Annotated in this window: 1 protein-coding gene; it reads left to right on the forward strand. The window is 59.5% G+C overall.

Annotation, left to right across the window (positions count from 1 at the left end):
* Positions 1 to 247 (forward strand): urea transporter (locus AC2FA3_RS15480; RefSeq protein ID WP_490510367.1); only part of this gene is annotated, 247 nt, incomplete at both ends.

The following is a 247-nucleotide window of genomic DNA, read 5'->3' on the forward strand; positions in this document are numbered from 1 at the left end:
TCCTGTGGCTGTGTATTATCCTCGGCAGCGTGGTCTCGGTAATCGTCACCATCTGCATCGCCGATATTCTGAAGACCTGGAAAGTCGCCGCCCTCACGGCGCCCTTCGTGCTGGTGACCTGGACCATGCTGCTGGCCAGCTATGCCTTTGGCGGCCTGAACACCAGCGCCCTGCCCGTGCCCAACCTGCCCCATGATCTGGTCGCGTACAACACCAGCCTGTTCGATGGTATAGACCTGTTCAAGAG

Source organism: Janibacter sp. CoH_79_TC_3, from assembly GCF_058197955.1.